30 protein-coding genes are annotated in these 24,302 nt (G+C 46.0%); all 30 read right to left on the bottom strand.

Features of this window, described 5'->3' with window-relative positions; genetic code table 11:
• Positions 1-28: 28 nt before the first annotated feature.
• The 30 genes from BN3282_RS04040 to BN3282_RS03895 all read right to left on the bottom strand — a co-directional run bounded on the left by BN3282_RS04040 (position 29) and on the right by BN3282_RS03895 (position 23,913).
• Positions 29-745 carry an AAA family ATPase gene (locus BN3282_RS04040; RefSeq protein WP_059066816.1) on the bottom strand — a complete coding sequence of 239 codons (717 nt, stop codon included), beginning with the start codon at positions 743-745 and terminating at the stop codon, positions 29-31.
• Between the two features lie 140 nt (positions 746-885).
• Entirely contained in the window at positions 886-2,580 is a 1,695-nt protein-coding gene (locus tag BN3282_RS04035) for a CHAP domain-containing protein (RefSeq protein ID WP_044929327.1), read from the bottom strand.
• A 22-nt stretch (positions 2,581-2,602) separates the two neighbouring features.
• On the bottom strand, positions 2,603-2,950 hold the full coding sequence (locus tag BN3282_RS04030) for a hypothetical protein (protein ID WP_059066815.1): 348 nt from the start codon (positions 2,948-2,950) through the stop codon (positions 2,603-2,605).
• Between the two features lie 30 nt (positions 2,951-2,980).
• Complete coding sequence (locus tag BN3282_RS04025; protein ID WP_059066814.1) at positions 2,981-3,781, bottom strand: DUF6674 family protein; 801 nt, start codon at positions 3,779-3,781, stop codon at positions 2,981-2,983.
• 71 nt (positions 3,782-3,852) lie between these two features.
• The gene (locus BN3282_RS04020) at positions 3,853-6,183 is read right to left on the bottom strand and encodes a VirB4-like conjugal transfer ATPase, CD1110 family (protein ID WP_330382144.1); all 2,331 of its coding nucleotides are present in this window, start codon (positions 6,181-6,183) and stop codon (positions 3,853-3,855) included.
• Positions 6,176-6,622 (bottom strand): PrgI family protein, encoded by a 447-nt coding sequence (locus BN3282_RS04015; protein WP_059066812.1) that lies wholly within the window; start codon positions 6,620-6,622, stop codon positions 6,176-6,178. The genes BN3282_RS04020 and BN3282_RS04015 overlap by 8 nt, the downstream gene beginning before the upstream one ends.
• A 6-nt stretch (positions 6,623-6,628) precedes the next feature.
• Entirely contained in the window at positions 6,629-7,108 is a 480-nt protein-coding gene (locus BN3282_RS04010; protein WP_059066811.1) for a DUF4313 domain-containing protein, read from the bottom strand.
• 12 nt (positions 7,109-7,120) lie between these two features.
• A complete protein-coding gene (locus BN3282_RS04005; protein ID WP_059066810.1) occupies positions 7,121-7,960 on the bottom strand; it encodes a VirB6/TrbL-like conjugal transfer protein, CD1112 family in 840 nt (279 codons plus the stop codon).
• A 63-nt stretch (positions 7,961-8,023) separates the two neighbouring features.
• Positions 8,024-8,392, bottom strand: a complete 369-nt coding sequence (locus BN3282_RS04000; protein ID WP_059066888.1) for a hypothetical protein — start codon at positions 8,390-8,392, stop codon at positions 8,024-8,026.
• A gap of 8 nt (positions 8,393-8,400) precedes the next feature.
• On the bottom strand, positions 8,401-10,137 hold the full coding sequence (locus BN3282_RS03995; protein WP_059066809.1) for a VirD4-like conjugal transfer protein, CD1115 family: 1,737 nt from the start codon (positions 10,135-10,137) through the stop codon (positions 8,401-8,403).
• A gap of 23 nt (positions 10,138-10,160) precedes the next feature.
• A complete protein-coding gene (locus BN3282_RS03990; protein ID WP_059066808.1) occupies positions 10,161-10,439 on the bottom strand; it encodes a DUF4314 domain-containing protein in 279 nt (92 codons plus the stop codon).
• Between the two features lie 18 nt (positions 10,440-10,457).
• The gene (locus BN3282_RS03985; RefSeq protein ID WP_059066807.1) at positions 10,458-10,769 is read right to left on the bottom strand and encodes a hypothetical protein; all 312 of its coding nucleotides are present in this window, start codon (positions 10,767-10,769) and stop codon (positions 10,458-10,460) included.
• Between the two features lie 85 nt (positions 10,770-10,854).
• A complete protein-coding gene (locus BN3282_RS03980) occupies positions 10,855-11,805 on the bottom strand; it encodes an ArdC-like ssDNA-binding domain-containing protein (protein ID WP_059066806.1) in 951 nt (316 codons plus the stop codon).
• A 4-nt stretch (positions 11,806-11,809) separates the two neighbouring features.
• A complete protein-coding gene (locus tag BN3282_RS03975; RefSeq protein WP_059066805.1) occupies positions 11,810-12,613 on the bottom strand; it encodes a PcfB family protein in 804 nt (267 codons plus the stop codon).
• 14 nt (positions 12,614-12,627) lie between these two features.
• Entirely contained in the window at positions 12,628-13,902 is a 1,275-nt protein-coding gene (locus BN3282_RS03970; protein ID WP_059066804.1) for a relaxase/mobilization nuclease domain-containing protein, read from the bottom strand.
• The gene (locus BN3282_RS03965; protein WP_009243227.1) at positions 13,903-14,211 is read right to left on the bottom strand and encodes a plasmid mobilization protein; all 309 of its coding nucleotides are present in this window, start codon (positions 14,209-14,211) and stop codon (positions 13,903-13,905) included.
• Positions 14,212-14,234: 23 nt separating this feature from the next.
• Positions 14,235-14,597 carry a hypothetical protein gene (locus BN3282_RS03960; RefSeq protein WP_059066803.1) on the bottom strand — a complete coding sequence of 121 codons (363 nt, stop codon included), beginning with the start codon at positions 14,595-14,597 and terminating at the stop codon, positions 14,235-14,237.
• Between the two features lie 127 nt (positions 14,598-14,724).
• A complete protein-coding gene (locus tag BN3282_RS03955; protein WP_059066802.1) occupies positions 14,725-15,222 on the bottom strand; it encodes a hypothetical protein in 498 nt (165 codons plus the stop codon).
• A gap of 1 nt (position 15,223) precedes the next feature.
• Positions 15,224-15,547 carry a DUF7768 domain-containing protein gene (locus BN3282_RS03950; protein ID WP_059066801.1) on the bottom strand — a complete coding sequence of 108 codons (324 nt, stop codon included), beginning with the start codon at positions 15,545-15,547 and terminating at the stop codon, positions 15,224-15,226.
• A gap of 11 nt (positions 15,548-15,558) precedes the next feature.
• Positions 15,559-15,924 carry a hypothetical protein gene (locus tag BN3282_RS03945; RefSeq protein ID WP_059066800.1) on the bottom strand — a complete coding sequence of 122 codons (366 nt, stop codon included), beginning with the start codon at positions 15,922-15,924 and terminating at the stop codon, positions 15,559-15,561.
• Between the two features lie 74 nt (positions 15,925-15,998).
• Entirely contained in the window at positions 15,999-16,367 is a 369-nt protein-coding gene (locus BN3282_RS03940; protein WP_059066799.1) for a DUF3848 domain-containing protein, read from the bottom strand.
• Complete coding sequence (locus BN3282_RS03935) at positions 16,360-17,172, bottom strand: DNA-methyltransferase (RefSeq protein ID WP_330382142.1); 813 nt, start codon at positions 17,170-17,172, stop codon at positions 16,360-16,362. Before BN3282_RS03935 ends, BN3282_RS03940 begins: the two co-directional genes overlap by 8 nt.
• 104 nt (positions 17,173-17,276) lie before the next feature.
• Positions 17,277-18,050: a hypothetical protein gene (locus tag BN3282_RS03930; RefSeq protein ID WP_059066797.1), complete on the bottom strand. Its 774-nt coding sequence runs from the start codon at positions 18,048-18,050 to the stop codon at positions 17,277-17,279.
• Between the two features lie 5 nt (positions 18,051-18,055).
• Positions 18,056-19,024, bottom strand: coding sequence for a DUF3991 and TOPRIM domain-containing protein (locus BN3282_RS03925; RefSeq protein WP_059066796.1), 969 nt, complete (start codon positions 19,022-19,024; stop codon positions 18,056-18,058).
• Positions 19,024-20,184, bottom strand: a complete 1,161-nt coding sequence (gene metK / locus BN3282_RS03920; RefSeq protein ID WP_059066795.1) for a methionine adenosyltransferase — start codon at positions 20,182-20,184, stop codon at positions 19,024-19,026. The genes BN3282_RS03925 and metK overlap by 1 nt, the downstream gene beginning before the upstream one ends.
• A 350-nt stretch (positions 20,185-20,534) precedes the next feature.
• On the bottom strand, positions 20,535-20,729 hold the full coding sequence (locus BN3282_RS03915; protein WP_059066794.1) for a UPF0175 family protein: 195 nt from the start codon (positions 20,727-20,729) through the stop codon (positions 20,535-20,537).
• A gap of 15 nt (positions 20,730-20,744) precedes the next feature.
• Entirely contained in the window at positions 20,745-20,936 is a 192-nt protein-coding gene (locus tag BN3282_RS03910; RefSeq protein WP_059066793.1) for a hypothetical protein, read from the bottom strand.
• Positions 20,937-20,982: 46 nt separating this feature from the next.
• On the bottom strand, positions 20,983-22,740 hold the full coding sequence (locus tag BN3282_RS03905; protein ID WP_059066792.1) for a DUF2326 domain-containing protein: 1,758 nt from the start codon (positions 22,738-22,740) through the stop codon (positions 20,983-20,985).
• On the bottom strand, positions 22,725-22,955 hold the full coding sequence (locus tag BN3282_RS03900; protein ID WP_059066791.1) for an ABC-three component system middle component 6: 231 nt from the start codon (positions 22,953-22,955) through the stop codon (positions 22,725-22,727). The genes BN3282_RS03905 and BN3282_RS03900 overlap by 16 nt, the downstream gene beginning before the upstream one ends.
• The gene (locus BN3282_RS03895; protein WP_059066790.1) at positions 22,939-23,913 is read right to left on the bottom strand and encodes an SMEK domain-containing protein; all 975 of its coding nucleotides are present in this window, start codon (positions 23,911-23,913) and stop codon (positions 22,939-22,941) included. The genes BN3282_RS03900 and BN3282_RS03895 overlap by 17 nt, the downstream gene beginning before the upstream one ends.
• Positions 23,914-24,302: the final 389 nt, after the last annotated feature.

Raw genomic sequence — 24,302 nt, 5'->3', positions numbered from 1 at the left:
TTCTTTTCTCCTCATGCTTATCTTTTTTTCATTCAGAAAGAAGTCTGCGAAGCAACTGTTCTCTATTGTTAATAAACATTTCTGTTACCATATAACTTTCTGTTTCTTCATATTTACACTCATGTATCCCTTCTTCATCAAATGCTATAATCTGGGCTTCTGGAATCCCAAGCAAAATTGGAGAATGTGTAACGATTATAAACTGGGATCCTTGTCTGGCACATGCATGTATTTCCATCAACAATGTCAACTGTCTTTGCGGCGATAATGCCGCCTCTGGCTCATCAAAAAAATACACGCCATTCGGTTTCAGATAATTTTGAGCAAGTGCAAGAAAACTCTCTCCATGTGATTTTTCATGGTATTTTTCTGATGGGTGTTCCCAGTCTGCATATTCTTCCTCTTTTGTCGCCACATTATAAAAACTCTCTGCTCTCAGAAAATATCCCCATTTTGCTTGACGGTATCCCTTTACAACACGTATAGCTTCATGCAATTGCGAATGGGAATCATATGTGGAAAAAATATAATTCTTTGTCCCACCTTCCGGGTTAAACCCACAGGCAACTGCAAGTGCCTCCAGTAAGGTTGATTTTCCACTTCCGTTTTCTCCAACAAAAAAAGTAATCGAATTATGAAAAATCAGTTCTTCCAAACCTTTTATCGCATCAATTTCTCTCAAATAACTATTTACTGGAATTTTATTCCAATCTATATGCACTCCCTGTATATACAAATCATTCATCCAAGCACTCCCCCATACAACCACTTTTTATAATACATTTTCTATTCTTAACAGGCAGGGTATTTTCCCTGCCCTCTTTCAAAAGATTATAACATTCTTCCCCATCCTCTACAATCCGATTACTCTCTATTTTTATGTTTTTAATAAACCACCATTCCATATCCCATAATGGAATCGGAACTAATCGAATAGCTTCTCTCCTTTACCGCATCCCCGGAGTTTCCTTCTATGGTATAGACGGTTGTTCCGTCACAGCGTTCCACGATTCCCACATGGTCGCACGTTCCATCATGCTCCCAGTCAAAAAAGATGATCGCACCGGGACTTGGCATACTACCTGCCCCCTGCCATCTTCCTTGGTTTTGAAACCAGTTCTTCCCGTCCGTACAAACAGAAAATTTTGGCACCGCACCGCTTTGAATGAGTCCTGCCTGGTCTGCACACCAGGACACGAAACAGGCACACCATTCTTGTCGCTCTGTGAATCCCCACCACGACCAGAACTTCTGGCCGCCTTCGTTCCCCAACTGGCTTTTCGCAATGGTCACAAGCTGCCCATTTCCAAAAAGTCCGGCAAACAATCCCCCGCCAGAATAATACCGAAGCACATGGGGTACATACTCTGGATCGCCATAACCTGACCACCCATGGGCGGCTGCCTGTTCCTGGGAAAACTGCAGCGCATTGGCCTCGCTATAGCCTCCATGGTTTCGGATTGCCCATGAGATATACCCATTCCCGTAATTATAGCCCTGTAAACTAAGTTTTAGCTTGTCCATATCCTGTGGGCTTTCACATCCGGCTTCCCGGACACAATCCGCATAATACTGTACGCCCACCTTGATAGAATAATCGGCATCCTGGATCGCACCGGGCGTATTGGGATACTGGGTATTATACGGACACTCGCTGGCCTGCATGGGATCCGTTCCCCTTCCGCCACTCTCCTGCATCATGATTGCCTGGATGACAGGGACATATTCCGAGATTCCAAATTCCCTGGCATACCGCTGGATCGCCGGGGTATGGGCCAGGACTTCTGCACTCAGCGGCTCGCTGCTCTGGGAACTCCCGATAAACGCAGCACCGCCAATGATCCCCACAATGAGGATCAAGATCACAAATACGGTACCTCCTCCTGCCATCAACGCTGCAAACGCTGCCTTTACTGCATGGGCCGCTGCTTCTGCCATAGCTTTTATCCCTTTTGCTGTTGCCTGTGCTGTCTTTTTGCTTTGCTTGGCTGTCTGGACAGAGCGCATGGCAGCCCGTTTTGCTTCCCTGGCTGCCCTCATGGATTGGAATGCCTGCTTTTTTTGCAAGATTGCCTGGGTTTTCACCTTTTGAGAAGAAACCGGGGAAGCTTTCACCATACGGGGCGCTGTTTTCACTGTCCGGTTTCCGGCCTCCTTGACCGTTTTCTCTGCTTCTGGTTTGATCTTGATGCTCCTTCCGGCTCCTGTGCGCCCTTTCTTTGTTCTTGTCTGTCCAGATGTTCCACCGCTTCCTGTTTCGCTGTCCAACGTGGCTATAACGGCTTCTCTTTGCCTCTGCTCTTTTATCTTCTCATAAGTTTTCACTGCCAGCTTCTTTCCACCATGATAGGCGACAGAAGCGCTTTCCTTTCCAGCCCGCTGTTCCGCCCGTTCTATCCGGTTTCCAGCGTATTCCACCGGAGATTCCTCTCCGGTTTCTCTTCCCACCTTGTCTGCCACCATCCGGGACTTCTCTTTCGTTTCCAGCATGGCAGAACGCACCAGTTCTTTGGGAAGCCGGGAGGCAGGATTGCGGATCTTCGGGTTCTTATCCCGTACCTTCTCTTTGATGTCTTTCAAACACACACCTCCCTGTATCACATTACCGTTCCATACTCTGTTTCTTTTGTCTCTTCTGCTGTTCTTCCAGCTTTTCCAGTTCCCTTACCGCTTCCTGCACCAACGGATGATTGGCATAATAGGGAACATAGGACAATAACTCTTTTCCCTTCTCCCCGGTTGCTAATGGATATTCTCCCTCGTTATACAGCGGATCGTCTGCATGGTGCAGGGAAAACTCCAAAGACGGAACCATCTGAGGGGAACGCTTGCAAAATCTCTGGTAATGCCGGAACGCTTCTTTTAAAGATGTGCATTCGATGCATTCTCCCATTTCATGGAACTCCCCGCACTCCGAAGCAAGAAAGGTAATGGTTGTTTCTTCTTTCATGGCTCTCACCTCCCTTCAGAAAACTCCCCTTTATCGGATCGCTGCCTTCTGTTTTTCTTTTTTCCCAAGCTGACGGGGTGCTGTTTCCTGCCGAAGCTCCTGCAAGGTATCTTTTAAAGATGCCTGTTTTCCTTGTCTCTCTTCCAGCTTCCCGATCTGCTGCTGCAATCGCTCTGTTTTTTGTTCCAGCTTATGGATGCTCCGCATGGATTGGAATAACACCTTCTGGGTTTGAAAGATGATCCCCTGTTCCGGATTTCGCTCTGTGATCTTTGCGGTATCTTTTCCGTTCATTTCCAAAAATGCGTTTTTCAGATGCCCTTTGGCAACGTGCAGTTCCTCCGCCATGCTCCCCAGACGGTCAATCTTCTGATCCATCGACAGCATGACCGTATGTAGGGAAGACTGCAGCTTTTGTAAGCCTTGGGTAAGGTGCATTCCTTTTACCGCAGAGGCAAGGGCATCTTTTCCCTTTTCTTTAAAATCAAACACTGCCTGTTCTGTCCGTTCCACAAACTTTCGTTTCCATTCTCCCACTTGAAAGCGAAGTGTTTTCACCTGATGTTCTGCTTTCTGGATCGTATTCACTGCAAAGAGCTTGACCTTGCTTTCCTGCATCACGCCCAGTTGCTTCTTCACCTCTCCCAGTTCCTTCAAGACGGTTCCTAACTGCATTTCCATGGAATCAATATAATCTGCCATGCGGATCACATCCCCTTTTTCCTGTTCCATGCCCTGTTGTTCCAAAAGCTCCAGTAACGCCCGGATACTGTCCTGCTCTCGAAGCGGTCCTCTCCTTTCCTGGCTTTCCACTGTTTTTCCTTCTTCCATTTACATTCCCTCCTTCCCAAAAGAATGCTGCCGAAGAACGTTCAGCAGCACCCTCAAAAAGATCTTTTTTACTAGCATTCCCCTGGTTTTGTTGTCATCAAGCGGTACAGCTTCGTGTTCTTCGGGAAACTGTTCTCAAATGGCACAAGATTTCCGGAACAGCGGATCAGCCCTTTCCCTGCGCCTACATTGGTGATATAGGATAACTGGTTCTCGGAAATGTTTAAAAGGGATGCCAGTTCGTCCCGGTCTGTGGTCGCCTGGTTTAAAAGGATCAAAAACTCACTATTTGCCAGCATCAGTCTTGCCGTATCCGACTTCAAAAGTTCCTCCACATTCTGCGTTAAACCTGTGACAAATCCATGGTACTTACGGATCCTCTTGTAGAGCCGATAGAAAAAGTCCGCACTGTACTGATAGCGGAACAACAGATAAAACTCATCGGCAAAGATCCAGGTAGTCTTTCCTTTCTTCCAATTCTGGATCACCCGGTTGAAGATGCTGTCCAAGGTGACCAGCATCCCCAGGGGCATGAGCTGCTCTCCCAGTTCCCGGATATCATAGGCAATGATACGATTCTTCGTATTTACATTGGTTTTCTGGGCGAAGGTATTTAGGCTTCCGTTGATAAACAACTCCGAAGACAAGGCAAGCCCCCTGGCTTCCTCTTCCGGCTGGAGCATGAGCTGTCGGTACAGATCTTTCAAGGTCGGTACTTCGCTTTTATAACCGCTTCGGATATATTCCCGGTACACATCTGCGGTACAGCGGTCCAGGATGGATTTTTCCTTGGCGGACAGATTTCCAGCACCCACTAACTGTTCAAACAGGGACAGGATAAATTCCGACTTCTCAATCAACGGATTCTTGTCATTGCCATAGGCAGAGTCCATATCCAGCGCATTCAGATGGGTATGGGACGTTGCAGAAATGGAGATCACTTCCCCGTTCAGCGCTTCCACCAAAGAACCGAATTCCGACTCCGGATCTAAAATGAGGATGTCATCTTCCGTAGACAGGGCAAGATCCACGATCTCTTCTTTTGCGGAGAAACTCTTTCCCGAACCGCTGACACCCAATCGGAAGGAGTTTCCATTCAATAACTTCCTCCGGTCTGCCACCAGCATATTTTTGCTCACCGCATTCTGCCCATAATAGATACCTCCCGGCTGCATGATCTCCTGAGTATGGAAGGGGATCAGCACTGCGGTAGACTCTGTGGTCAGGGTACGAAGGGCATTGATCTTGCGGATGCCATAAGGCAGTACCGTATTGAGTCCATCCACTTGCTGCCATTTCAAGGTTGTCATCTGACACAAGTGCTTTCTTGCCACCGACAGGATACTCTCCGTATCCGAATCCAACTGTTTCTTGCTGTCTGCCATATGTACCATGGTGAGGATGCCGAACATCATCCGCTGGTCCCTGGTGGTCAGGTCATCCAGCATCTCTTTGGTTTCCTTTCTTTGCAGTTCCATATCATAAGGCACAATGGCGGAAAAGTTATTGTTGGCATTCTGGCGTCTCTGCCAGTTGGTCACATTGGTCTCCACACCAAGCAGACGGTTCTGAATCTCACGCACCGCTTCGTCTGTGGGTACCGGGAGGATATCAATGGACAACATCAAGTCCCGGCTTAGATCGCACAGCTCCGAGATCATGTCATCCTTGACATAACTGGCATAATCCTGCATATACAGCACCCACCCAAACCGTTCATTGATCTTGAAGCAGTCTTTGGAAAACTCCATGGACTGGGGACAGATCCAGTCCTTGAAGCTGCTCCCCTTTTTAGCAAAAGCCTTCATATCAAAGGGAACGCACTGGGGTTCATCTGCCCGGAAGAAATCCCGGAAGATCTGTAACCTCTGTTCCGCATCCAGTTCTTCCCCAATGGAGGACAGCTTGCTCAGATGGGTGATGATATCCGTTCCCACACGCGCAAAATAGGTTCTTGCCTCATTGATGTTCTTTTTATGGACACTGACTGTCAGATACCGTTCCTGATAGATGCTGTTATTGGTGCCGCTGACCTTGGATAACAGCATTTCGTTGTATTCCTTTCGGTATTCATCCAACCCGTCCTCTTTCATCGGCAACAACAGAGAGGCTTCAAACTCTTCTTTATTGATCCTTCTGTTATTTAAAGTGATCTTTGCCGCCGCACCGGAATCTAAAGCATTTAACAGTTCACTGTAATCCAAGAACATTTCTGTCTTATCCTCTTTGCTTGCAATGGCATAGTTGATATCGGAAAACCGGAAGGTCTTGGAAAATTTTGTCCCGGACTGGAACACCCCATCTGGCCAGATCCGCTGGATCGGGATCGCCTGCTGGACAGACCTTGGGACTTTGAACTTCTCCCGGTCCATTTTCAATGCCTGTTGTAAGGTTTTAATCAAACGCACCACTCCTTCCCGTTTTCTTTTTCTGTTTCATCCGTTTCTTCCTTGCCCGCTGTTCTCTTTTTTTCATAAGGGCTGCGCCATCCCCCTGGCTCTTTTCTCCCAAGGCCAGCGTTTCTTCCATGCAGGCATGGTACAGGTCCTCACTCTGAAACAGCAGGCGCTTGGGGTATAAAAATTCAGACTTGATATACGCCCAGGCAAACTGCTCCGCATTCATGCCATGGTACTGGAAGAAACCACAGGCTGCGAAAGGGGCAGCCCCTAAGATGCACAGCCACCCGGTCATTTCCTGTCCCACATAGCTTCCCAGGCCAAAATAAATCCCTACCGCCACAGCGATGGCAAGCAGGGAGAAAATACACTGGCGCAGGTTCAGTCCCATAAACATGGACTCCTGATAGTTGCGGATCTCTTTATTCATTTTTACTTCCATATACTTCTATCTCTCTCTTTCTTTTTTCTTTTTTCCTGTCGGCTTCCCTTGGACTTTTTCCTGTTCTTTTGGAATATCCAGCCCCCATTGTCTGCAAAATTCTTCCACCCCTTCCCGGTCATACCGGGTGAGTCTTGAAAGGTCAAATGCCACCGGGGTGTAGGTGGCAAATCCTGAACAGGCTTGTCCCGGCAGCACCTTTCCCAGCCTGTTCTCTTGAATGAAGGCCAGCTTATCCCTGGTAAAATCACCGCTTACAAATGCCTCCTGCGGTTTCAGCCCATACCCGCCTGGAAGATTGGCCGTCAGGTCACTAAATAATTCCAGCTCCCCTTCACTTTGGCTGTACATCAAAATCGCAAGCCCATTTCCATAGGCATAGCTGGACACTTTCAGGGTGATCTCTTCCTTACCAAATTCCCAATGGAAAGGCAGGGTATCGCTGTTTCCCTGATTTTCATTTTTCTCATGTATTTCTTTACGCATGGTTCTTTCCTCCTACAATCCCATCATTTCTTTTACGATCCGGTCAGATGCTTTCACCGCACCCACCAGTACCAGCAAGTTGAACACCAATTCCCCTACATAGTTCCACACAATGGTCACTGCACTTAAGGACGTATCCCCAATGGCCGGCGGACTGGCAGAATAAACGGAGAAAATGATACAGGCCAGTGCAATGATCGCCCCTTCCAGACACACCCCTGCATAGGACTTGATGAAGTTCTTCCCCACCGACTGGGAGGGTTCTCCCGCAAAGGTAGAAATGGGGATGGGCGCAATGGCAGTATACATATACAGCTTGAACATCCTTCCATATACCGTAAGGATCATGATAAAAGACAGCACTGTGATCAAAAGGCTTCCAAGCAGCGTCACGATCCACAAGGGAATGGATTCCAGCATCCCTACCGCTTCGATCTTTTCCACGATCTCTGCCGGAAGCTCTGTTACACCCCCGCTTGCCATCCCCGACTGTGCCATGATGGTCGACACGATTCCCTGTACAATGGAAAACAGGGCGGTCATCAATTCCATGCCATACATGATGGCGCCTTGTGCCAATGCAAAACGGATAAAGGCTTTGAGGGCATGTTCCGGCTTTTTCATGTCTGTAAAGCTGCCACAGGTCTTTACGATCCCGGCTGCAAAAAACAGTACCAAAAGTCCATACCCAATGGCAGTCAGAGCCCCGTTGATCCCTGTGATGACACTCCAGATCGTCCCGCCCTTAAAGGATTCCGGGCTTTGGGTAAGGAGTGCCCAGATTTCTGCCAGCTTCTCATTCCAGGTGTTCAGCGCAGAGTTTAGGTTCTGCACGATCCAGTTATCACTCAAACAGTCTCACCTCCTTTACCGGGGCAGGAAGATGTCCTCCCTGCCCGCTTCTGTCTCTACCCACTACCCAACGATCAGGTCCAGGATCTCTTTTGCAAAGGTGATGATGACACCGCCTGCCAGCGTCAGAAACCCGTTGGCTCTCTGGCTGGGATCATGGCTCTTTAAGCTCAAACCTACCTGCACCACACCAAATCCCAGTAAGATCAAGCCGATGGCCCGGATCAGGGAGAAGATAAAGGTGGACAGGTTATTGATGACTGACAGGGGATCTCCGGCTGCAAGCACCGGGATGCCTCCTACCGTCATAGACAGCACCAGCGCCACATAAAAGGCAAACGGATATTTCGGTCCTTTCCCCATGGGCATGGGTACAGCGGCATGGTTTGTTGTCTGTCTCTTTGGCATTTCATTTCTTTTCTTCAATGGCATTCCTCCAATCAAAAAGACTGCTCCCCGCCGAGGATCTCCTCAGCCGAGAGCAGTTCATAATCATCCAGTCTCCTGGTATCAATGGTTACATCTTCATGGGACAGGGGAGCCTTCGCATAATCATAAGGCGGCGCCCCTCCATCCTCCGTATATTTCACATTCACATGTTTATGCAGATCATATTTCTCATCCAGAATGGGGCGTTCCCCACGCACCAGAAGCACTGCCTTGCGGTTATCCAAAAGGCGTACTTCATCGGGGGTTAAAAGTTCCCTTCCGGACTGCTGGAAATTCACAGAATAGCTTCCACTCCTTCCCTTGGTCTGCCCATAGGTATTGGTATCCAGTGTTTCTTTCCCCAATAGTTCCGAGACATATTTATGCCCCTCTTTTTCATTGCCGCCCAGATATAAAAATTCATCGCAATTCCCTATGAGACTTTCCCAGCTATCCTTAAACAAGGCTTTCATCTGCGCAATGTTCTGGATGATGATGCTGCAGGAAATTGCGCGCGACCTCATGGTTGCCAGAAGCTTGTCAAAATCATCCGGCAGTGCCACGTTTGGCCACTCATCCATGATGCAGTGTACCGGAATAGGAAGTTTTCCATGGTATTTCCGGTCTGCCACATAGTAAAGGGTTTGAAAGAGGTTACTATAAATCATGCCCACCAGATAATTGAGGCTGGTATCCGCATCCGGGATACAGCAAAACAGCGCCACCTTTTTCTCCCCGATGCTGTAAAGATCCAGTTCATCGGTACAGGTCAGATTGGCGATCTGTTTTAAATTGAACGCAGCCAGACGGACGCCTACAGAGATCAGGATGGACTTTGCGGTCTTTCCTGCCGCCTGCTTGTAAATGGCATACTGCTTGACTGCAATGCTTTCCGGATTTCGCATCTCCAAACGTTCAAACAGGATATCCAGCGAAGACTGGTATTCCTCATCGTCCTCTTTCACCTGGGCAGAACCTAACATTTCCATGATCATGGAGAAGTTCTGTTCCTCCGGCGGCGCTTCATGCAGAAGATACAGCATGAGTGCCTGCAGCAAGGCGGTCTCACTTTTCTCCCAAAATGGATCCGAGCTTTGTGCTCCCTTCGGGGTGGTATTTCGGATCAGGTTATTAATGAGCTTTAACACATCCTTATCATCCCGCACATAGGCAAAGGGATTATAGCAAAAAGATGTCTCCGGATTGATCAGGTCAAACACCCGGACTTCATAGCCTTCCCTCTCCAACAGTCCTCCGGTTTTCCGAAGAAGCTCTCCCTTAGGATCGGTGACCACCATAGAACAGTTGCACTGCATGATGTTGACTACGGCGTATGCCCGGCTTTTTCCCGCACCGGAACCGCCCACCACCAAAACATTTAAGTTTCGTTTGTGCTTATAGCAGTCCAATCCCATGCGGAAGTTCTGGGTTAAAATGAGATTCTGGGTGTACCGCTTGTCCCGGTAACGCTTGCAGATGGAAGCTGCATCACCCCATTTGGCAGAGCCATGCTCCACCCCTCTTCGATAGTTTCTCTTCTGGGAATAATAAATACCGATGCCTAACACATAGGCGATTGTGAATGTGAATATACACCGCAGCGTGTACGGTGTATAAGAAATAGAAAAAGGCTGATCCAGTTTTTCGGTCAGCACTTGTAAGATCTGTAACAGATTGGTATCCGGTTTTATGGCACAGGCAGTGATGGCGCCTGCCCACCAGACAACGGGCAGAAACAGCAGCCACACCCAAAGGTCAGAACGTTTCCACGCTACCTCTGCGGGCCTCGCTCCTTCTTCGCTTTTTCACTCTTTGGCGCTTCGTTTGCTGGTCCGTCTACTCTGTGAAAAGAATCCTCTCCGGGAATCAGGGCAAGGCTTCGCCCATTTGCCCAGTGCATGTGAATCTGCCCGGCATCATCGATAAATGCTACCGTTCCTTGTAATCCCGGCGGCATCCCCGGCTCCTCCATAAAGTCCAGACAGAGCCTTGTTCCTTTCGGATACCGCTTTCGTAATTGTTCCACTTGTTTTTGATCATATATCCTCATAGACATCCCTCCCTTCTGTTACCAGAAGAAGTGCCTGCTGGTGTTTGGTTTCATGACCTTTAAGATCACGCTGTCAATGCCATCGCTGTACCTGCCCATGGCCAGATACTTGTCCCGCAGCCGATTAAGGGCATTGCGAAGTTCCCGCTGTTCCTCTGTGGTGATGGGAAGCCTTTTCTCGGAAAGCTCATAGGCTCGGACTCTCTGCAGCATGGCTTCTGTCTCTGGATGAACCGTTCCCATCCGGCTCTGGGCTGCCAGCTCATCTTTGAGTGCCACCGTAAACATATTTTTCATGATATTATCCGTTTTTAAATAGTAATCTGCCATCCGCATTCCCTCCTGTCTTTGTTACACTCAACATACCACAAGACCTTCCCAATAGCTATCCCTACTGCGGAACTTTTTTAAGAACCTATCGCTCCGGCTGTTTCTCTTTTTTCTCCTTCTTCGGTGTCTGCTTTGGCGGTTCCTCAAAGGAAAACGCATCCTGGGAAAAGGTCTGCTCCTGTTCCCCGAAATTTCGTTCCATATGGTTACGGATAGTATAGGCTGCCTGCCGGACATCATTTAAAAAGCCCCGAAGTTCCTGGGGATCTTTCTGTCCGTTTGCCTGCATCTCTGCCACTTTTCCAAACTGGAAGCCGGACACCTCTGCCCCATACCGCTTGCCGATCACATACGCGGCACAGTATGCCTGGGCATTCACCTTCTTCCTTGCATAGTTCCCATCGTGCTGATCCAGGGCGGCACAGGCCAGTTCCCGGTTCACTGCATGGAATGTTGTATTCTCATCCATTCCGTTGCGCACATAGACGGTACGCTGTTTCGGAATATACTGTGCCTGGATGCCCTCCGGCAGATTGTCTGCAATCTGCATTCGCACTGGCTGATCCTTTAAGACTGCATGGAGCAGTTCTTCCATGGAACGCTGCGGACGTTCCTCCAGCGGTTTTCCACTCATCTGGCTGATGTCAAATCCTTTGCCGATGGCATAGCCTGTCCGCATTTCCCCGTCTTTTTCATATTCCGTACTGACCATATAGGTGTAGCCATGCACCCCGGATTTCGGAGAACGGTGTTCTTTTTTCCAGTAATCATAGGATTTTACCACCGTTGCCTGTGGATTCTGTCCGTAGATCAACAGAAGGTTGGGTGTTTTCTGCGTATTGCACTGTGCCATAAAATCTAAAAATCCCTTTAAAGAATCCCCGTTTTGGAACACCGCCTGTGCCTGGGCGTCTACCTCTGCCCACACCTCTTCCCTCTGCTGTTTTTTCATGGCTGCATATTCTTCTTTTGATAACTGCTGTTGTGGAGTTTTTTCTTCCCCTGCCCCACCAGGGATCATGTTCGTTAAATCCATAGCCTTACCTGCCTTTCACTTTCTTCTGTTTCCTTCTCTGCTGATTTCTCGGTTTTCTCCGGCTCTGCTGTTGCTTCTGCCGCTGTTTCTGTTCCGTTTCAATCTTTTTTAATTCCTGCCGGACAGATGGTTTCTCCCCTTTCCAGCTAGTTTCCTGCCCGGAAAAAGAACCGCTGCTGTGCGAGGAAGGTCCGGACAGATTCCCTGCCTTCTCCGCCTGGGTAAAATTTCCCTCCGAAGGAGAGACTTCCCCTACATCAAACAGATGCTCTTCTTCATCCAGTTCGAACTCAATGGTTCCTTCCGGCAGCACCACCTTTTCGGTCTTTACCGGAAGTTCTTCTTTTGCTTCGGTTTTCTCGGTAAACTCTGCATCGATCACACGCTCTCCTTCCCGGACTGACGCTTGTTCCACAACCGCTTCCCCGGCTTCCGATCTCACAAAGTCCAGATTCATCTTATCCAGTACCCGGTTCACCTTTGCCGCATCATCGGCAAACACCATGATCTCGGAAAACTGAGGATTCTTCTTATCCCGGATGACCACATACAAAAGTCCCCTGGATTTGGCTTCCCCGGCAAACTCCCGCAGCCTGTCATGAGGAATGGTGAAAAATTTCATTGCCCGCTGTTCCTTTAACATCCGAAGCAGGTTGGTCTTTCCCCTGGTCTTTTTCTGGTCCTTCATTACCGCAACGATCAGCACCGCCAGATTCTTTGCAATGCTCCCGCTGATCCGTAAGGTGTGTTCCATGCCTTCCATGGAATACCGGACGATCTGATCTGCCGCATCACCGCCATAGTTCATACGCTCTCACCTCCTTACCGCTTCCGTTCTTCTTCCCTTCGTTGTTTCCCTGACGATTCCTGTACCTGCTCCTGTTCCTTTGCCCGTTTTAACCTCTCTTCCATCTCTTTCGACTGGATTTCTATCTGCTGGCTTAAACGGATCTTCTTCCGAAGTTCTTTTAATTCCCCGTTGATCTCCTGAAGACGCATACTTCCCGGTTCTTTTCGATATAGCGTTCTTCGCTCCTTCATCAAGGAAAGCACCTGTTCCTCCAAAGGTTTCCGGTATGCCGCCAGCTCTTCCCTGGTGGTGATCCCTTCTTTTTGCAAAAACTCCATCTGCCGGATGCGCAGATCCAGTTTTCGGATATCGGAACGGACCGCATAAGAAATCCGTTTCGGCTTCTGCTGAAGCACTCCCATCCGATACAGATAAGAAAAATACAGCTTTTGAAGTCCGGTAAGTTTCCTCTTTGGAAACTTCACCTGTGTTTTTCCATACACCTGTTGGATCTTTGGACGCAGGATCTTCTCCTGGATCTCTGCCTCCCCATAGCCTTTTCCCAAGGAACGCAGACGGACATACCTCTCCATATCCGGTGTCTTTAATGCCGGATACTTCCGGTTCAGCTTCCAGGTATAACCCCGCTTCTCCATTTCTTTTACAAACTGACTCCAGGAAAAGCTCACGCCAATGGCATCCCGGATATCCATGCGGATGGCAGTCCTCCAGGTAGGTTTCCCTTCTGCTTCTGCTTTCCACTGGGCATAGTGCATGGCTTTCCCCTGGTTCGTCTGGATCACGGAAAGACCGTATTTCCTGCATAAGTCATCCGAAATCCGGCGCACTTCGGTAAAATAACTTTTGACATTGCTATGGTATTTCTTCCCATCCACCATGCTCACCGAATTCCATACCAGATGATTGTGGTAATGACTGGTATTCAAATGAGTGGTGATCACCACTTCAAACTGCCCTTTCAATAACTGCTCTGCCAGTTCCTGTCCGATCAGATGTGCCAGTTCGGGGGATACTTCCCCTTTTGCAAAACTCTGCACCAGATGGTAGCCCTGTACCCCGCCTTTCTTATGGAAGCGCTCTTTGGTCTTTACCATGTCCGCATAGGCATTTTCACAGGTACACCCCATGGCATCCTCAAAAATGGTCTCTTCTGTTTTTTCCCGGTTGCATGCATAATCAATGGCTTCTTCCAAAGAGCCGGCGCTCTTGGTGGTCTTTGTCCGGTCCTTCACATAGTCAATGGAACGCTCCAGGCGGTGGACGGGGAGGACGCTGGTATATGCCATCTACCATTCCTCTTTCACCAGACGCCAGGTCTCTTTGGAAATCCGGAGCATCTCCTGTACGCTGGCTTCCCCTGCCATCCCGGTGCCATTGGCAACATGGGCAAGCTGGTTGGCATTGTTGCAAAGCCCCGCAATCTTTCGAAGAAGTTCTGCATGATGCTCACAGGGCTTTGTCTGAAGCTGTGCGCCTAAGATCAGGGAGCGTAAAAATTCCTCCCTGCTCAGTCCACTCTTTGCGACCTGTCCGTCCAAATGGCGAAGTTCCTTTGCATTCAACCGTACCGGAACTACATGGTTTCGTTTTCTCATTCGACCACCTACCTTTCCTTCTTTTATGCTGTCTCTAAGGGATACACCTGAATCCCCCTGCGTTCCATCTGCCAGAGGAATTCCCCGATCTCCCAGATCTGCCCATTCACATCCACCTGCTTCCCATCCACAAAGCGGCAGAGACCAATCTCTTTCGTTCCGTCCTCTGCCATCATGCAAAGGCTTTCCCCATCCGAAAGGGAGAACCTCTCTATCCCTTCCCGATCCCGGAAATGGATTGTTTTCCGTTCTCCCTTCTTCTGTCTGCGAACCCCTATCTGTTCCATCTGCTGATCCTCCTGCTTTCCGGCAACTACACAGCACATGATCCCAATGCCAAAGGCTGCGCCTGCCACTATCCCAAGAGCCATTCCTGCAAAAAACATTTCACTTCTCTCCTTTCTCGACTGCCGGGGGATTGGGGTTCTCCCCAAAGTGCGTTTGGATATCCAAACGCTATGCTTGCAAAACCAGTTCCATCGATTCAAATCGACTCCCCCATGCAAGTTCTCTTTAACGTTCTCTTTGATATTTCTTCACTGGATGGATCAACTTTTTATAATCACTCGCCATTCGACCTAAAATACAATATCCATCGGCACCATCCGCCACCTGATTTTCATATTCCTTTATTGGTAACATAGGCAGTTTCGGATCATCCTCTTTCCAAAGTTTCATTACATCGAACTTCTGCCCTTCTATTTCTACGGTCTTAATGCAGACTTCATAGTCTTGATATTTATAAGGAAGATACTCTTTAATAGAATTCGTAATCATATCATAAAACATAAACCAGGGAGGTCCTGGTTCTTCCGGCATCCCTAGGCGTTTCCCTATTTTACAAAGCCTCCGGTTTCCTCTTTTGATTAGATCCTCCAATTCATGCGCTTCTTCTGGTCGAAAAAAAATACTTTCCATGTTCTCCGGATTTTTCATCCTTTCAAGCTTCACGATCCATTGTTCCAAGCGATTGTATTCTTTCTCCATCCTTTGTCTGTCTTTTTCTTCCATCTCATTCTGCCTCTTTAATCTTGATTAAGCCATCCAATGTGGTACAGATGATATGCAGTCGATCAGCAGTGCTAATATCCGTATTCATCGTTCCAGTCACTTCTTTTCCACAGACCACTACCATCCGGCATCGTTTTAAGATCAAGTGGGACATCCGATTATATGCCTGTTGATCCTCCGCTTCTCCTTCATCCAAAAATGGCAGAAACCCAAACCTCGGACAAATGGGTACATACCCCAGTTCATAAATCTTCCGGCAGTATCTCTGCACCTTCACTCTGCTTTCCTCTGCCGGACAGCACACATACGCCATCGCCTGTTCCATCGCCTCACCTCCTATCGCACTTGTTCCTTTTTCTTTACTTTTTCTGCTTTTACTTCAAAGCTCACATCCATTGTACTTTCATCAAATTCATCGTCAAAGCCACCGTCATCATACAGAATCTCTGCCCGTTCTACCGCATCTTCCTTGGAATGTGCTGAGATGGATTTGCGGATGGTGTAACTTTTTCGGATTTCGATTTCAAATGTCTTTTCCGCTTCCCGTTCCACTGCTTCATACTGAACGGACTGAATGTCATATTCACTGGTACTTGGGCCATACATACGACATCCTTTTTCTGCTTCTTCTTTGCTGGATGCTTTCACTGCAACGGTCTTTTCACGCACTTCTCGGATGGTCACATCATAGACTCTGTCCATAAGTCCCCTTTCCTGCATCCATGTGGATGCACATTTCTTCTTCTAAAATAAATTTGGACATCCATGTGGATGCCCTATCTCTCTGCCTCTGATTTATTGATTTCCTTTCTTACTGCATGTTTCCGATAAATAGCGACATATCCGGCAAACATCTTCATCCCGTCTTTCGTCAGAACTCCACCTTTCTGCCATTCATCATAAATATCCTGTAGTAGATTCTCGGATTTTAATAGAACCGATGCGCTAAAAGGGGAATAATCAGAATCTGCAAATACCTTTGCTATTTCATGTTTCACAGCAATTTCATGTGCTGCTTCATAAATTTCCTCTGGTGTTTTTGCAAGAATTTCTTCACGAAAGGCTGTCAGTTCTGACTGTACTTTTTCATAAAGCAGATGATTCAGATCCTGCTTTCTCTTCTGATACTGCGGATTACTATTCATCCTGCTTATCCTCTTCTGCTTTCTTTGCTTCCAGTGCAAACTTCACCCGGTCACTTCCCAGCTTATAATAGGCATCCGTCACCTCGATGCCCACTGCCTCATAGCCTTCCTCTACAGCAGCAAGAATAGTTGTCCCTGCTCCGGCAAAGGGATCTAAGATTCTTCCACCTGGCTCGCAGATCTGGATCACATCTTTCATAAGCTGCAAAGGCTTTTCTGTCACATGGATACGGTTCTGGGGATTTCCATAACGGAACACACCGGGAAGACAGGACACCGGACGGCTGATAGGCATCGGTCCATTACTGCCCCATACAATATATTCAGCCTGCTGGCGGAAACGCCCTTTTTGCGGACGGGAGTTTCCTTTATCCCACACCGCTGTACCCCTCCAGATCCAGCCTGCCCACTGAAGGGCATCGGTAATGGACGGGTATTGTCTCCAGTCAATAAAAAGACAGATAGGCGCTCCGATCTTGCAGGCCTTCCGCACATCGTAAAGCCACTCTGCCATCCAGTGTGTCCAGGAACGCTGGTCTTTGTTATCCCCATCAAAATCCGGTAAGGCATTTTCAGCCTTCATACTGCTGTATTTCTGATTGGTAGTACGGTTTCTTTCATTCTGCTTCGTTCCCCCGGACGCATACGGCGGATCGGTGATCACTGCATCAAAGATTCCCGGCTGAAATGCCTTCACCAGTTTCAGCGTATCTCCATGCAGGATCGTCCACTTCTCCCCTCCGGTATATTCCTCCGGGTATGTTCCTTCTTTCAATAAGTTCCCTAATTGCAGGGTATTTTCCATAGGCATCATCCTTTCTTATCAGCCCGCAGGCTGTTTCTTATCTTTTTCATCGGTTTCTGCTATTTTTTCTTCCCATATCTTTTATGATATGGCAAAAGCGAACTTCATCGGCATTCTTCCTTACCACGTTTCTTTGGCGGCTTGGTAGCTTTCTGAAAATCTTCGCTCAGTTCCGTCTCTACATACTCACTGATGATATAAAGAGCCTGATAATAGTTCTCTGATTTTTGGACACGTGCAATCATTTCTTTTGCCTCTTGTCCCTGCCCATTTTCCTGAAGCAGTTTATTTGCCCTTGCCAGAATAGAAAACACATTTCCATCCTGTCCCACAAGCTGCATCTTCGGACGTCTCATTTCCGTTTCCTTCTGTTGATAATCGGGATCACTGATCTGAATTTTATAGTCATCGCCCTGCCAAAAATGAACATAGATTTCTCCATCTCCGACTTGGATTTCCTGCTGTTCAAACCCTTCGCCCCATCCGTCACTATACTGCCCGGTAACATATTCATACAGTTCTTCTGTTTCCGTCTGTTCTAAAAATGTAGTTAATTCTAAAGTGGTACATCCATACAAAATACCCTCTTTTTGTTTCACTGAAGGGACTGCACTGATCACTTTCTCTTTGATGGCTGCACTGCCATCAAAATAATCCATTAAATTGCAGGGCTTTCCCTCCTCATTTCCAATGGCATTATATTTTTCGATAGCTTCTTTGATCTCCGATTCATACTGTGACAAGTCTGCTCCTTCCAATGGCAGTCCCTCATAAACATCGTACTCGTATTCCCCCTCTTCCCACTGCCTTTCCAATTCTCTGGACGTGAAATTCCCTGTCAGTGGTGTCAACAATTCTATTTTTATGGTATCTTCCATTCGCTTCACCTCCCACGTTCTCTTCGCTGTTTCTGCTGTTTTCCCCACGCCTGCTTTGCCAGGTCTCCATAATCAGCACCCTCTATTGGGGGCAGGTTGCAGAAAACAGCATATTCTTTTTCATAATGCTCTTTTAGCTGTTCACACGCCCATTGTCCGGCAAAATCATGATCGGTGCAGATCTCTATCTCCGTCACCTCCGGATGCTGCTTCAAAAAATGTTCCAATGCATCCGGTACTTTCATCTTTCTGACGTTCTGCCTGGTCCCTTCCTTCGGTGCAGCGACACCGCCCAAAGACAGGCGGTATTTATCCGCATTCCCTTCCAGTGTCATATGAGCCAGGGCGTCAATACATGCTTCATATACTGCCACCCGGCAGCTTTTCCCAAGAGGCGGAACACAAAAGCTGTATTGCTTTTCACTGCCTTCCTGCTCCATCCGGAAGCTCTTTCCCCGGTTGTCATAGATTCCCCGCAGGAACGCATACCTTGCATGTCCCTGTTCATCCATGCCAACAAAAACAGCGTTATGGTAGGGGGCGCTCTCATACAGGATTCCGAGCTGCACACAGTAATCCAGTACCTCATCCCGGATTCCCCTTTGGTTCAAATATCTCCGCACCCGGTAAAAACTGTCATTGGGCAGGGGCAGGGCAAAGGGCTTCTTTTTAGGTGCCGGTTCTGCTCTGGGAACATACACAGGCGTCTGCTCACACAAGATCTTTACGGCTTCCGTATATCCTATGCCATCTACCTGCATCAAAAACCGGAGGGCAGACATTCCACCGATATTTCTGGATTTCCAATGCCATTTACTGGTGATCTCATTGATCTTAAAACTGTCATGGTCCTGAAGCTGCCATTCGTTTCTTGTCCTTGTCTTTTTCAGCCTTCCCGGTTGATATGTCTGCAAATACTCATATGCCCGCACCTGCTTGGCTGCCTGGTACTCTTCTTCTGTGACCCAAGCCATCAGATCACCGCATTGCGGAGCTGTTCTGCCTTATCGGTGCGCTCCCATGGCAGTTCCTTTCTTCCAAAATGTCCAAAAGCTGCTGTCTGCCGGAAAATGGGACGGGTAAGGCGCAGCGTATCTACGATCTGCTTTGGTGTCAGTCCAAACACCAAGGGGATCGCCATTTCCAGACAGTCATCCGCACACACGTTTCCTGTGCCAAACGTATCCACCTGAACCATAACAGGCTGGGCAACACCTATGGCGTAGGCAAGGGAAACCTGACACTTGCTGGCAAGTCCGGCAGCGACCATATTTTTGGCAATATACCTTGCCATATATGCCCCAGAACGGTCCACTTTTGAACAATCCTTTCCGGAAAATGCCCCACCGCCATGGGGAACGATACTGCCATAGCTGTCTACCATCAGTTTTCTTCCTGTCAGTCCCGTATCTGCATCCATGCCTCCACAGACAAAACGTCCGGATGGATTGATAAGGATCTTGGTATCATCATCCGGCGGAAGAAGACGAAGTGCCGGAAGAAGCACCTTTTTTCGGATCTCTGCTTCCAGTTTCTTCAGATTCTTATCTTCCGTATGCTGACAGGATACAACCACACTATCCAAACGGACAGGCTTCCCATCCTCATACTCTACCGTCACCTGTGCTTTTCCATCCGGGCAGATTCCTTCAATATAGCTGCTTCTTCTACAGGCAGACAGTTCCCGGACAATCCTATTTGCAAGCACCACAGGCATGGGCATCAGCTGCGATGTCTCATCACAGGCATATCCGATCATGACGCCCTGATCCCCGGCACCTTGAAACCAATCCATTTGATTGTCAGACACCCCTTCCCTTTTTTCTTTGGATTCCCTGACCGCATTGGCAATGTCCGGACTCTGCTGATGGACAAACGTATCCATGGCAACCCCTTCGCTGGAATATCCCACTTCAGACAATACTTTCTGGATCACACCAAACACATCCGGTTCATAGGTGCTGGTGATCTCTCCTGCCACAATGACAGTTCCCTTCGTGGCAAGCACTTCACAAGCCACCTTGGAATCCGCATCATTTTTCAGACACACATCCAGGATTGCATCTGCAATCTGGTCGCACACTTTGTCCGGGTGTCCTTCTGTTACTGCTTCTGCTGTATAAAATTTTCTCATACGAATTTCCTCTCTTTCATGCAAAAAAGACAGGATACCTTCCTTTTTACGGGAACATATCCTGCCTAGTTTCTTTATTATTTTGTTTTCATTTTCTGTATTATCATGAACATGATAAAAGAAAAACTCCCCAGATAAAATGGGGAGCCTCCAGAAGCTATACCTTGCGGTCCTACGGCTTCGTTTTTTTCACTTCTCACAGTTTTTAATTACTTCACTGTGAAGTTTAATCATGATTCCATCATATTTAACGAAAGGTTCCCGAAGAAACCTTCCGGACTACAGGCTTCACAAGTTTCTGTAGTGCGATCGTTTTTTATCATACCTTTTTTTTACAAATTTGTCAAAGGTTATTTCCTATCCTTTACTTCTACTAAGAATTCTTCCTCCGACATACCTGCAATCTGTGAACATAGTGCCACTGACACCCCCTTTTGCATATAGAATCCAAGTGCAACTTCTTTCTTTGCAAAATTAGTTGCTTGTTCTACCGTATACTTGCCATCAAATAAAACAGCTTTCGGTATTTCAATCACAATCTGCATATTTCCATCCTTCCACTATTCGCTGGGTTCACATTTCCTCTGACATTCTTCGAAAGCCTCCGAAGCGTTTCTCACTCTTTCCTTCCCAATATCTCGGTATCCTGTTTCCAATTTCTGGTGAAGTTCTTCTTTCGTCATAGTATCCGCATTAATAGAACGCCGCATTTTCAAAATTGAAACATCTTCCGCTGCTTTTCTTAAATGCATGAAATACCTCCAAACTTAGAACAAAACATTCCTTCTACATACGCTACTATTTTTCCTGATAGTTCCGTCCTAAAAATTTCTTTTCTTTCGTAAACACAGCTACCTGATGTTCATCAATATCCATCTGGATTAATTTCCGCTGTTCTTCATTTTCGATTTTATCCCGATTCAACGTAAGGATATATTGAAAATCCTGATACTGCTCTTCCTGCTTATAAATATAATTTAAACATTGAACTAACGTATCTTGATCCACATCGAAAATGTTGTCATGTACCAAAAACAACGGATGCCTGTCTCTGGTGTATTGATTAAATAATAACGCCATATCATAAATGAACACCTTTGTTCTGTCTACACTATGGCTTCCATCATCGTAAATACGAAGCGTCAACTCAACTGGTGTTTTCTTTCGTGCCTTATCAACAGTCTGGATGCTAAACGAACATTCCTTATTTCCCATAATGGATTCATGGATTTCCAAAATGGTATCAATAAAGTCATCCATGATTTCTTTGTTTTGCTCAATCTCACTATCAATTTCCATGAGTTGCTGAGTTTTTTGTAAATTCAGCATTCTTTTCTTTTTCTCATTCTTTTCGTATTGATCAAACAAAAACTTCGTATGAGAAATAGAATCCTTCTTCGCCTCATAAATCTTTAAACTTACTTTTAGATTCTTTAGCACTCCTTTTTTATCGATGACTTTCAGTTTCTCTGAATATTCATCATCCAGTACCCGAATTTGTTCCGCAATACTTTTCAATTGGCTCTCCAATTCCTTTGCCTTTTGGTTTACCAATGTTCTTTGGAATTCTTCTATCTTGTTCTTAAAACCTACGACCTCATTTAAAGATTTTACTACTGCATTTCCCAACTCGCTCTTAAATTGGTTATAGACCAATTCGATTTCTCTGTCATCAATCTGCTCCGGCTTTGGCATTTTTCTGATTTTTTCATAGTCATATCGCAAAGCCTTTTGGCGTTTACGCAACTGATCCAGCAAATCCTCCAGTTCAATAAGGTCTGCCTCCATAGAATCAAAAGTCTCATTCGTTTTAAAACTTTCAATCGCATCTTCCAATTTTTGTAATTCATCTTCCAATGCATTTAATTCTGCCTTAACATCTGAAATTTTCTTTTTTCCTTCTTGCGTCAATTCTTTTTTATCTTTTGCAATAACGGTATTGACTGCCTCTATCTCCTTTATAGTTTCTAAAGTGTTTTTATATGCCTCTAAAGAAAATCCCAACAAAAACAAATGAGCGCTCAAATCATCCGGAATCTTTTTCGTCAAATCATGGCATTTGATGATATCTGTAAATTCCGAACGTTCATCCCGCATCAAAATTGAAAAGAGATTTCTGAAACTAGGTACTTTCTTCCCATTTAATTTTGGGAAAATAAGCCCTGTCAGATATTCTCTTGCATCCTGAAGTTTATCAAAAGATACCGTTCTCCCTTCTCTTATGATTACAGGCTGATCCGCTTGTTTCCGGTTTCTTTTTATCGTGATCGCTTCGTCCCCTATATCCAGATCTAATATTACGTTTTCTTCTAACGGAAATACTTCTTTCGGTATTTTTGCAATTCTTGATTTTTCATAATCATTCAAGAAACCAAAATCTAAAAACTCAATACTCATAGACTTTCCAACACCATTTGTTTTCCGACCTTTTACAGAATTATCATCGTATTTCTCGCCTAATATAATATTGACTCCGTCATGAAAAGAAATCTCTTCAAAAATATTACTTTCTGAATAGAGCCGATTGAGACGAATACGACTTATTTCTTTACCCATATATTCGCCTCCTCAAATTCGACAATATTAACAGAATACAAAAAGGAAAGACCCAAAATCAACTGTCTGCTGCTTGTAATCCCCGCCTTTTTTAATGCTTTAGATACATCATAAATAGAAATCTTTCCTGCTTCCTGTTTTTGTATCTCTTTGAGTATGAGATAGCCAATATACATTGCGGAAGATTTCAGTGCATTGCTACTTGCCAGCATCATACTCACTCCTTTCGTTTGGGAATACCCTGCATTTAATCATTTCGTTGACAAGATAAAATTTAATTGCAGAACGGTCATACTTTTTACCATTCGCGCTTAATTTTGTTTCAAAATATGTAACCAGTTTATTCAATGCAGCAATCGGATTATCCTGCTCTTCTTCCAAAAATTGTACGCTGATATCCTGCAGATAGAACATAATAATAATGTCTTGTGCCTCATCGATCCCCAGCGTTTCATTTACAATCTTCAACGCTTCCCCATAAATGGTGTAAAGTGTCGTATATTCCGCAATCAATCTATCTGCAAAATCCCGAAACCTTTTATAAATCTTATACTCCGGATCTACCGTTGTCTCACAAGGCTTCTTTACTTTTCTGTGTTGCGAAATATACTCTATCAAATCTATGATCGTGTCCACTTCACTGGCCTGCGTTTCTTTCACTGAATAATATTTATTACACAATTCTGCTGACAGGTAATTACTGATTGCTTTTATTTGTTCTGTTTCCAACTCTCGAACATCTTGCATCAGTTTTTCTACATCCCAAATGTCTCTTTCTTTTTCAAATGAAAACATTCCCTGTGTATCAAAATTGGAAGAATATTTTTTCTTCTGTGTTAAAATCAGCACAATCAATCTATCATAACTCTGATATGATTTGTTTTTGTTAAATTCTTCTATTGTATGCTTAATCTTTGTACTGCTATTATCCGATGTGACTTGAACTGCTATCCGATTCTTTGGATCTACCAAATCAATCGCAGGTGCATTTTTCTCCACATAGTTTGCATTTTTCAATTCATATCCATAGATAAGATTCAACAATCCGGGAAAGAAATCTTCTGCAACGATGTTAATATCATAGAGATTTACCGCATTCAAGATAGACACTTCCCGACTTAATAAGGCCAAACTCTCAGCCACATTTTTCAAATAAACCTCTTTCTTCATCATGCTTCTTCACTCTCCTCATTTGTTGCTTGCTTCATTCTACCACACTTTTTTCTAAATTACTATTGATTTTTCCAGAAAACTATGGTATATAGAATGCCTTTTTTATCATATAAAATCTACACAAATCCTCCTTTTTTATGGTTTTATTATTTTCTCCGATCTGTATTTTGTCTCACATCCTGCACTTTTCGGGTACTTTCAAACACTTCCCGGAATATACGGTTCCAGAAAGTCACCAAAGAGTTGGAAAAGCACCTGCCTTTGAACACTTCCCCAATACTACAAGATTACACAAGATGCCACGACCTGTTGCACATCCCTTAACTTCGAACACTTTTTGTTCCGTATCGCCACTTCCCGTTGCCGCTTGTCTCACATTCTGCACTTTT

The organism is Mediterraneibacter massiliensis, from assembly GCF_001487105.1.
GTDB classification, from domain to species: Bacteria; Bacillota; Clostridia; order Lachnospirales; family Lachnospiraceae; genus Mediterraneibacter; species Mediterraneibacter massiliensis.
The sequence above is the reverse complement of the archived record's forward strand: the minus strand, read 5'-3'. Positions and strand labels throughout refer to the sequence as shown.

What these genes read in the sequence shown, in the direction of transcription:
- BN3282_RS04040 (WP_059066816.1), bottom strand. Translation starts at nt 745, where the DNA reads ATGAATGATTTGTATATACAGGGAGTGCATATAGATTGGAATAAAATT.
- BN3282_RS04030 (WP_059066815.1), bottom strand. Translation starts at nt 2,950, where the DNA reads ATGAAAGAAGAAACAACCATTACCTTTCTTGCTTCGGAGTGCGGGGAG.
- BN3282_RS04025 (WP_059066814.1), bottom strand. Translation starts at nt 3,781, where the DNA reads ATGGAAGAAGGAAAAACAGTGGAAAGCCAGGAAAGGAGAGGACCGCTT.
- BN3282_RS04015 (WP_059066812.1), bottom strand. Translation starts at nt 6,622, where the DNA reads ATGGAAGTAAAAATGAATAAAGAGATCCGCAACTATCAGGAGTCCATG.
- BN3282_RS04010 (WP_059066811.1), bottom strand. Translation starts at nt 7,108, where the DNA reads ATGCGTAAAGAAATACATGAGAAAAATGAAAATCAGGGAAACAGCGAT.
- BN3282_RS04000 (WP_059066888.1), bottom strand. Translation starts at nt 8,392, where the DNA reads ATGCCATTGAAGAAAAGAAATGAAATGCCAAAGAGACAGACAACAAAC.
- BN3282_RS03990 (WP_059066808.1), bottom strand. Translation starts at nt 10,439, where the DNA reads ATGAGGATATATGATCAAAAACAAGTGGAACAATTACGAAAGCGGTAT.
- BN3282_RS03985 (WP_059066807.1), bottom strand. Translation starts at nt 10,769, where the DNA reads ATGGCAGATTACTATTTAAAAACGGATAATATCATGAAAAATATGTTT.
- BN3282_RS03980 (WP_059066806.1), bottom strand. Translation starts at nt 11,805, where the DNA reads ATGGATTTAACGAACATGATCCCTGGTGGGGCAGGGGAAGAAAAAACT.
- BN3282_RS03975 (WP_059066805.1), bottom strand. Translation starts at nt 12,613, where the DNA reads ATGAACTATGGCGGTGATGCGGCAGATCAGATCGTCCGGTATTCCATG.
- BN3282_RS03970 (WP_059066804.1), bottom strand. Translation starts at nt 13,902, where the DNA reads ATGGCATATACCAGCGTCCTCCCCGTCCACCGCCTGGAGCGTTCCATT.
- BN3282_RS03965 (WP_009243227.1), bottom strand. Translation starts at nt 14,211, where the DNA reads ATGAGAAAACGAAACCATGTAGTTCCGGTACGGTTGAATGCAAAGGAA.
- BN3282_RS03960 (WP_059066803.1), bottom strand. Translation starts at nt 14,597, where the DNA reads ATGTTTTTTGCAGGAATGGCTCTTGGGATAGTGGCAGGCGCAGCCTTT.
- BN3282_RS03955 (WP_059066802.1), bottom strand. Translation starts at nt 15,222, where the DNA reads ATGGAAGAAAAAGACAGACAAAGGATGGAGAAAGAATACAATCGCTTG.
- BN3282_RS03950 (WP_059066801.1), bottom strand. Translation starts at nt 15,547, where the DNA reads ATGGAACAGGCGATGGCGTATGTGTGCTGTCCGGCAGAGGAAAGCAGA.
- BN3282_RS03945 (WP_059066800.1), bottom strand. Translation starts at nt 15,924, where the DNA reads ATGGACAGAGTCTATGATGTGACCATCCGAGAAGTGCGTGAAAAGACC.
- BN3282_RS03940 (WP_059066799.1), bottom strand. Translation starts at nt 16,367, where the DNA reads ATGAATAGTAATCCGCAGTATCAGAAGAGAAAGCAGGATCTGAATCAT.
- BN3282_RS03935 (WP_330382142.1), bottom strand. Translation starts at nt 17,172, where the DNA reads ATGGAAAATACCCTGCAATTAGGGAACTTATTGAAAGAAGGAACATAC.
- BN3282_RS03930 (WP_059066797.1), bottom strand. Translation starts at nt 18,050, where the DNA reads ATGGAAGATACCATAAAAATAGAATTGTTGACACCACTGACAGGGAAT.
- BN3282_RS03925 (WP_059066796.1), bottom strand. Translation starts at nt 19,024, where the DNA reads ATGGCTTGGGTCACAGAAGAAGAGTACCAGGCAGCCAAGCAGGTGCGG.
- metK (WP_059066795.1), bottom strand. Translation starts at nt 20,184, where the DNA reads ATGAGAAAATTTTATACAGCAGAAGCAGTAACAGAAGGACACCCGGAC.
- BN3282_RS03915 (WP_059066794.1), bottom strand. Translation starts at nt 20,729, where the DNA reads ATGCAGATTGTGATTGAAATACCGAAAGCTGTTTTATTTGATGGCAAG.
- BN3282_RS03910 (WP_059066793.1), bottom strand. Translation starts at nt 20,936, where the DNA reads ATGCATTTAAGAAAAGCAGCGGAAGATGTTTCAATTTTGAAAATGCGG.
- BN3282_RS03905 (WP_059066792.1), bottom strand. Translation starts at nt 22,740, where the DNA reads ATGGGTAAAGAAATAAGTCGTATTCGTCTCAATCGGCTCTATTCAGAA.
- BN3282_RS03900 (WP_059066791.1), bottom strand. Translation starts at nt 22,955, where the DNA reads ATGATGCTGGCAAGTAGCAATGCACTGAAATCTTCCGCAATGTATATT.
- BN3282_RS03895 (WP_059066790.1), bottom strand. Translation starts at nt 23,913, where the DNA reads ATGATGAAGAAAGAGGTTTATTTGAAAAATGTGGCTGAGAGTTTGGCC.